At 48.8% G+C, this 7,380-nt stretch carries 5 protein-coding genes and 1 pseudogene; 5 read left to right on the top strand and 1 reads right to left on the bottom strand.

All coding sequences use genetic code 11. From position 1 onward, the window contains the following. From VEB01_RS04305 to VEB01_RS04285, 5 genes and pseudogenes are all read left to right on the top strand, one after another. A pseudogene (locus tag VEB01_RS04305) lies at nucleotides 1–145 on the top strand (IS481 family transposase); the annotation flags it as partial. 902 nt (nucleotides 146–1,047) lie between these two features. Next, a complete protein-coding gene (locus tag VEB01_RS04300; RefSeq protein ID WP_324873133.1) occupies nucleotides 1,048–2,304 on the top strand; it encodes a glycosyltransferase family 4 protein in 1,257 nt (418 codons plus the stop codon). Beyond that, nucleotides 2,301–3,449 carry a GNAT family N-acetyltransferase gene (locus VEB01_RS04295; protein WP_324873132.1) on the top strand — a complete coding sequence of 383 codons (1,149 nt, stop codon included), beginning with the start codon at nucleotides 2,301–2,303 and terminating at the stop codon, nucleotides 3,447–3,449. Before VEB01_RS04300 ends, VEB01_RS04295 begins: the two co-directional genes overlap by 4 nt. Further along, nucleotides 3,430–4,599, top strand: coding sequence for a glycosyltransferase (locus tag VEB01_RS04290; protein WP_324873130.1), 1,170 nt, complete (start codon nucleotides 3,430–3,432; stop codon nucleotides 4,597–4,599). The genes VEB01_RS04295 and VEB01_RS04290 overlap by 20 nt, the downstream gene beginning before the upstream one ends. Nucleotides 4,600–4,987: 388 nt before the next feature. Next, nucleotides 4,988–5,779: an FkbM family methyltransferase gene (locus VEB01_RS04285; RefSeq protein ID WP_324873128.1), complete on the top strand. Its 792-nt coding sequence runs from the start codon at nucleotides 4,988–4,990 to the stop codon at nucleotides 5,777–5,779. Between the two features lie 85 nt (nucleotides 5,780–5,864). On the opposite strand, the gene VEB01_RS04280 is transcribed toward VEB01_RS04285, so the two are convergent. Beyond that, on the bottom strand, nucleotides 5,865–6,893 hold the full coding sequence (locus tag VEB01_RS04280) for a polysaccharide deacetylase family protein (protein ID WP_324873127.1): 1,029 nt from the start codon (nucleotides 6,891–6,893) through the stop codon (nucleotides 5,865–5,867). Nucleotides 6,894–7,380: the final 487 nt, after the last annotated feature.

The following is a 7,380-nucleotide window of genomic DNA, read 5'->3' as shown; positions in this document are numbered from 1 at the left end:
CCGCTATGTCGCCCTCTACAACCAGCACATCCCACAGCGGGCCTTGGGCCATCTCACCCCCGTTCAAGCTCTCAAAAACTGGCAAACCTCCCATCCCCATCTCTTTCGCAAGAAGGTTTATAAACAGGCGGGACTTGACAGATAGAGACGATCCGGAAGACCGGTTGGGTCATGTCCGCTGTCTTATCGCGAGGCACAGAGCAAGAGCTGTCTCGTACGTGGAACAGGCAAATATTTGTTTGAAGGACCGATACACCGTGCGGTCCTTGGACGGTATCAGTCAAAGCCGGCCGAAACTAACGCGGGCCCATGCCTGAAGAAAACACGGTCGGTGAAAGAACGTGGAAATTATTTGTGGCGTCAAGATAACTTGATAGGTGCGAATTCATTCGCACCTATCTCGGGATAACCTATCACGACTTTAGGCCGGTTGGTTCCGGCCTCGCCGGTTTAGGCTTATCCGTAGCGATTTTGCGCTCCGAGAAGCACGGGGACGCGGTTCACGATATTTTGTCTTCCCTGATTCCGCGACTCTTTGCTATAGTGGAGCCCGCCGGTTGGACCGACCGCGTCCGCCGCCACCCGCGGCCCCCGGCACGCTCAGGGACGGTATCTCGACTTGTGGAGTCTGGCGATGGATAGCGCACCTTCTCCGTTTCCCCGCGACGCTCGCGTACGCCCCACCGGCAGCCGCAGGGCTTCCCGGGCCATCCCGCACCCCCCCGTCTCCGGCGCGAAATACAGCCCCTCACGATTGTGTCGGCTTATTCAGTTTATAAACGCCGGGATATCTCGTCACAGGGAAGCTCTTGGACCATTTCACTATGTCATGCCTGGACAACGGCGAGTCTCTTATCTTCGCTGTCTTCTATGCATCTCGCGCCGACACGGACGGCTCTGCCGATAGAAGGTCACTTCTATTTGAAATTCATTTGAGCAGTTCTGACTGTAAAAATACTCATATAGGGACATTGTGGACACATATTTATATAGGCAGGAAGCAAGATGAGGATATTTGTAATCGAGCCTTCGGGCCAGGGAGGGTTGGTGCACTATGCCTATGAGTTATGCACCGGACTTGCGAATGCAGGAGCGGACGTCACTTTAGTGACCACGGACGATTATGAACTCAGCGGCTATCCACATAATTTTCGTGTTGAAACGAGATTGCACTTGTGGAAAGTCGTCGACTCGCGCTCCGTACCGATACCGTCACCCGGAATCATGGCGAAAGCATGGCGCCGATTTTGGCGGACAGGCCGAAGAGTGCTGCGGTTTGCACGATTACTCGGTCAATGGGTTCATCTGACGAACTATCTTATTGCCCAAAAACCCGACGTTGTTCTTCTCGGAAGGTTCTACTTCCCGGGAGTGTCACTGTTTTTTCAGAAGCTCCAACGCCATGGCCTGATCTTGGCGGACGTCTGCCATGAGTATGAATTTCGAGATCCAAATCTGTCTCGAATAAATGCTGTGATAGATCAAGTTATGAGTCTCTTCGAGAAGACTGTATATAAGGTGTTCTCCGCTGTGTTTATTCACGGCGAAATCAATCTTGAACCCTTCTTAACGAGACTCGACATTCCTCGCGAGCGTGTCCATATCATCCAGCACGGAGTTTCTAGTCTGTTCTTCAGTCAGGCTCAAAATACCGGGATAGCCGAACGTTATGGCATCGAAGCTTCTGACCGGGTCGTATTGTTCTTTGGCAATCTCCGGGTGAGCAAGGGCGTTCCCGATCTTCTCCGCGCCTTTGCCTTGATTGAAGAAAGCGATAAATATCAAACTAAATTAGTTGTCGCAGGCTATCCGACACAATCGGTCGACGTATTCGAATTACGCGAATTGGCCGGTGATCTAGGCATAGAGCAGCGTGTAATTTTCGACATTCGTTATATTCCCAACCAAGCGGTTAGTGAACTGATGCATCTCGCCACGGTTGTGGTCTTTCCTTATCTAAGTGCCACTCAAAGTGGGCCGCTGATGATAGCCCATGCTTTTGGCCGGCCGGTTATAGCGACTTCAGTCGGCAATTTCCCGGAGGTGGTAAAAGACGGATGCACGGGTTTTCTCGTGCCGCCGGCTTCTCCTCCTGCGTTGGCGGAAGCTATTCGTAAGATTTTGGCTGATCCGGGTCTTGCTAAAAAAATGGGCGACGATGCCAAAGCGATTTCCGAGAGACTGTACTGTTGGAATACCGTTGCCAGGGAAATGCTAACGGTATTCGAGAAAATCACCTCAGGACCCGGCGTACTCGCAAAGACGACCTCATCTGCTAAACAAGTTCGGACGGCACTAAGATGATAAACATCGAGATCGTTCAATCTGAAGAGAATTTTCTTGCACTGGCATCGGAATGGAACGCCCTACTCGAAGAGTCTGGGCTCGGAAATGTATTTCTCACTTGGGAGTGGATGTTCACATGGTGGCGGTGCTTTGGCCGCGGGGGTTTTAAGCCCTGGATAATAACGGCCCGCAAGGGGGCTGATGGCCAACTCGTCGGCCTGTTACCGCTTGCCCTACGCACGATCAATCTCTACGGTCTGCGCTTGCGGCAATTATCGTTCATGGGTAGCGACAGAGTCATTGACCACCTCGACGCAATTATCAGCCCAGGCTACGACGACGTCGTAATTTCATCCTTCGTCGACTGCCTGTTCGGAAAGCATGTCGGGCATGATCTCGTCCGGCTTGATGCCATGAAGTCGAACTCGGCTTTCGTTAAGGTATTCCTCAGTGATATCGAGCATCGACCTAATGCCAGTCACATGGCTATCGATTCGATCTGTCCCTATCTTTCTCTCCCCGCCGCCTGGGATACTTATTGGGGTTCGATCGGAAAACAAAGTCGATACAATTTCACCCGCAAGGCCAAACGGCTTCAGGCTCGAGCGACTGGGCCAGTCAGTTATCGAATAATCGAAAGTAAAACAGAGCTTCCGGATGCCATGCACGATCTTGTGCGCCTGCATCAGGCGAGGCAACAACAGAAAGGTAACGCCGGAGCTTTCGCGCAAAACCAAGCCATTGAGTTTCACACGGAGGTTGCCGAGCGTTTCCTAGACAAAGGCTGGCTTCGCCTGTATTTGCTTGCCGTCGGCGAACAGGTGATCGCAGTCATCTATTGCTATAGGTTTGGCGGCAAATTCAGCTTTTACCAATCCGGCTATGATCCCGCTTGGAGCGACTGCAGCCCAGGTGCCTTAATCATGTTGCATGCGATCCGAGAAGCGATTAATGAGGGCGCAAACGAATTCGACTTTCTTCGTGGTGAGGAATCTTACAAGTCGTTATGGACCTCCACGACGCGAACGGATCAGCGTTTATGGATTGCCTCAAGCCTGCTGGGGCGGATAATTCTTCGAGGCTATGAGGCGGCCTATACGGGCCGCCGCGCCATAAAATCGAGTTTCAGTTGGGGTAACGGCTATGCCAAACCCGCGTCCTAATCGAGTGCTGTTTCTGATCGATTCCCTGGGTATGGGGGGGGCAGAGAGGATGCTGGTCAATTATCTGCAGCATCTTGATGTAAACCGATATGAGCCGCGCGTTTGCGTCTTCGGGGTTCGGGACGGAAATCCTGTTGCCGCCGAGATCGAGCGGCTGGGTATCCCGGTGGATCTGATATCAGTTCCGCGCATCCGCGATTTTATAAACGTGATGTCGCTCGTACGTTATCTACGGCTGCATCAGATTGACTTGGTCCACACTCAACTTGAAACGGTTACCGTGCACGGCGGCATTGCCGCCAAAATCGTTGGTATCCCGACTGTACATACTTTGCATACATTTGCTTACCCAAATGCAACCGCGAGGGAAACCCGTAGGACCGAACTCGTATGGTTCTCGCTGCGACACTTCCACGACAAAATTATCGCCGTGTCTGCAGCCGTCGGGGATTATGCCGTGTCTAAAGGGCGCGTGCCGCTAGAGAAGATTTCGGTACTCTATAACGGAATCGATACAAGATCCTTTAGCCCTCGCAATAGCGCCGACCGTGTCTCAGTGCGGACGGCTCTCGGGATACCGGACAACGCGGCATTGGTTATAACAGTTGCGGTGCTGCGTCGGGAAAAGGGGATTCAGTACCTGATCGAGACATGGCCCGATATCCTTAAATCTGTGCCAAACGCCTACTATCTCGTTGTCGGCGCCGGGCCCTACGAAAGTACCTTAAAGTCGCTCGCCGCAAAGCACAACATAACGGATCGCGTCATATTTGCCGGCCCTCGCAACGATGTTCCGGATCTATTGAGGAGTAGCGATCTTTTCGCACTTCCAACGCTCAACGATGTGCTTCCAACAGTGTTAGCCGAAGCGATGGCGAGCGGTTTGCCTATTGTAGCGAGTCGTGTCGGGGGGGTTCCTGAAATGATAGAACCCGACAAGAACGGTCTGCTTGTTAGTCCTGCTGACAAAATCGGTTTAGCCAATGCTTGTATTCGTTTGCTCTGCGCTCCTAATGAGGCACAGCGCCTGGCCGAGGGCGGGCGAGATATCGCTGAAGCGCGTTTTAATGTTCGAAATCAGGTTCAGAAGTTGGAAACCCTTTATGAAGAGCTTCTGAAAAAACCCATGCCGAATGAGCTAGCCCAATAGCTTTTCTATCGAACCAAGTACGGGATTCTTTTTTGAGGACGCTGTCCCTCGGGCAGGACAAATGGAAGCATTGTGGTACAGCTATTTACTGTCATCAAGCAAGCGCCCTACCTAGGGATGAATCTCCGGAGTATTTTGTCAACCAAAATACACAGTTGAAGCGGCACAATTACCTAAGAAAGAGTACCTATAGTGATAGTGCCGCATCGAGCAGATTATAGAAGCCAATTCCATCCCGAATTAAGAGATCTGAACGTCGATCAAGTAAAGTGGTTTGTTATTAAGGCTGTAAAGGACATAAGAGAATTATAATCAGGAATTTAATCGTGATTGTTATGTCAGAATATATGGACGAAAAATTGCATCACAATGACCGTGAGAATATGATATGGAAAATGGCATCCTGAAAAAGACAATGGTATGGATTGAGTTATGCGTTCCTTATTGTAATAAGTATAAAGCCGATGTAAAACGTCTGACAAGAAAGATTATTAGAAGACCTCACGAACAAGATTTTGAAGCAGTTCGCTATTTTTCAGAGCAAGAAGGCGATGTTTATGTTGATGTAGGGGCAAACTATGGCCAAACTATAGAGTCAATACTACTTTATAAGCCAGAAGCTAAAATTATTTCTTTCGAGGCAAATCCGCGTCTGGCTAAACTACTCGGGGAGCTTTACGCCAATAAATTAAATATTGAGATAAAAAGCTACGGGCTAGGCAATAGAAACAGCGAATGCGATCTTTTCGTGCCACACTATAGAGACTTGGCGTTTGAAGGGTTAGCTTCGTTCAAGAAAGAGCAAGCCATAAACGCAGTTGGAAAGGACATTATGCTTAAATTCAAGCCGCAATACCTGCACGTGGCTGAATTAAGATGTGAGATTAAAACGCTTGATTCCTTTGAGCTTTCACCATTCTTCGTCAAGCTAGATATAGAAGGGGGGGAGTACGACGCAATTAAGGGGGGAATTTCAACCATCAGGCGGCATCTCCCAATACTCTTAATCGAAGGAGTGAAAGAGGGTGATAGGGTTTTCTGCCTTCTTCAGGATCTTGGCTATAAACATTACAGGTACAAAAGTGGGAATTTCTATCTCGGACAGTTCGGAAGTCCCAATTCCTTTTTTATTCCGGATTCTAGGCTTGATCGTATTAGGGGGTCGGTAGTGTATGAATAAATAAGCTAAGAAGCGGGGATCACCACCATGACTGGCGCCCCTGGCAACTGCTTATCTCTTTAGCGCCAGATGTTTTTCAACCCACCTAAGCGTTCGAACTAGAAAGTAAATGGTGAACCTTACATCGGAAGGCGGTTTTTGTTAAACGTGGATGAACACCATAGCGTCGAAGTTCCAGCATAGGCGTATGTGCAGTGTTTGGTCCTTGAATGGTCGTTACCGCTGCAACGATTCCAAAATCTTTGAGAATAGTTAGTATCTTGTAATCGTAGTCCGTAGGGCCTCCGTTCGGATATGCAAACAACCGGCAAGGCTGCCCGGTCAAATCGGATATCGATTGAACGCTTTTTTCAATTTCATCGCGTGCTGCTTCAAGTGGAATCCTGGTAAGAATTGAATGAGACGCTGTGTGCGCCCCAAATTGAATCAACCCAGAATTAATCATGGCGGTGATGGCTTCCTGGTCTAGGATTCGAAAATCCATTGACGAATCAAGAAATCCGTTATCGACGTTTAATTGATTAATAATTGCCTCGAGTTGGTCGAGCAAATCGCAATGCTCTAGTTTTTTGAGGTGCGATTGCAGTCTTTTTGAAGTCACGGCTTTGGCATACGCAGTGGACAGGTCAAATTTAAAATCCCGCCACTCTAGGGTTGGCCGGAGCGTATTGCTAATTGCCTGAATTAAGCGGCAAAACCATATGGTATTCGGGGTTCCGACAAAGCTGGTATTTACAAATACTGTTGCCGGAAAATGAAACTCTCGCAATACTGGAAAAGCAACATCAAAGACATTTTGATAACCGTCATCAAAAGTAATAGATACGGTAGGGTAATCTATGGTTCCGGATTTCAGTTCGTGAAGTGCTTCGGGTAATGCTACTACACGGCAATTTTTGGCTAGGTATTCCATCTGCTCGCGAAAGTCGCTCTCGGTAATAAAGCAATAATCCGGCACCGATAACGCCTGGCGTAGTACGCCATGGTACATTAGTATCGTGAGCTTATTTTTATATAACGCTCTAGGCAGAAGCCAAGATAAGCGAAAGATAGAGTCGACTAAGTCAAGAGAGTTCCGATCGATCGCCTTGGTAATTGATTGTGGGTTTGACATATAGCATCCTTGCTATGGTTGGTTATTTCCGTTTTTAGGGTCTGTCGCGTTAACTGATGATATCCAATCGACTGGTAGGATAGCAGGCGTGGCGTTGTATCTGATGCTCATCCATGGCTTCTATCATACTTCGATCTACATAAGGAGACCAGGATAATCGGTTTGCGCAATCACAGAGGTATCATACAAATTATTTAGTCGTTACTGAAATAACGTAATTAATGTGTTACGGGTGATCATAGGGTATGACACGGACGGGAAACCTTGAGCGTCCAGCTCGGCCTGGCCGGGGCTGATTACGGCTATTGGTCCGGCAGTTAAATCAGAGTCATGTATCGAACGCATTTCTAATTAGTCAGCCCTGAAGTATTTCTAACACACTGACACATATACGGATTCGTTGCATATTGGCTGGTACAATTTGCAAGAAAACCAGTCATTTGATTTCGATTTCTTGCAAATTCGGGTGGGTTGCATGAAGCCAAGA

This window comes from Methylocaldum sp. (genome assembly GCF_035627495.1).
Lineage (GTDB): Bacteria > Pseudomonadota > Gammaproteobacteria > Methylococcales > Methylococcaceae > Methylocaldum.
This window is presented reverse-complemented; position numbering and strand designations above follow the sequence as displayed.

What these genes read in the sequence shown, in the direction of transcription:
- VEB01_RS04295 (WP_324873132.1), top strand. Translation starts at nt 2,301, where the DNA reads ATGATAAACATCGAGATCGTTCAATCTGAAGAGAATTTTCTTGCACTG.
- VEB01_RS04290 (WP_324873130.1), top strand. Translation starts at nt 3,430, where the DNA reads ATGCCAAACCCGCGTCCTAATCGAGTGCTGTTTCTGATCGATTCCCTG.
- VEB01_RS04285 (WP_324873128.1), top strand. Translation starts at nt 4,988, where the DNA reads ATGGAAAATGGCATCCTGAAAAAGACAATGGTATGGATTGAGTTATGC.
- VEB01_RS04280 (WP_324873127.1), bottom strand. Translation starts at nt 6,893, where the DNA reads ATGTCAAACCCACAATCAATTACCAAGGCGATCGATCGGAACTCTCTT.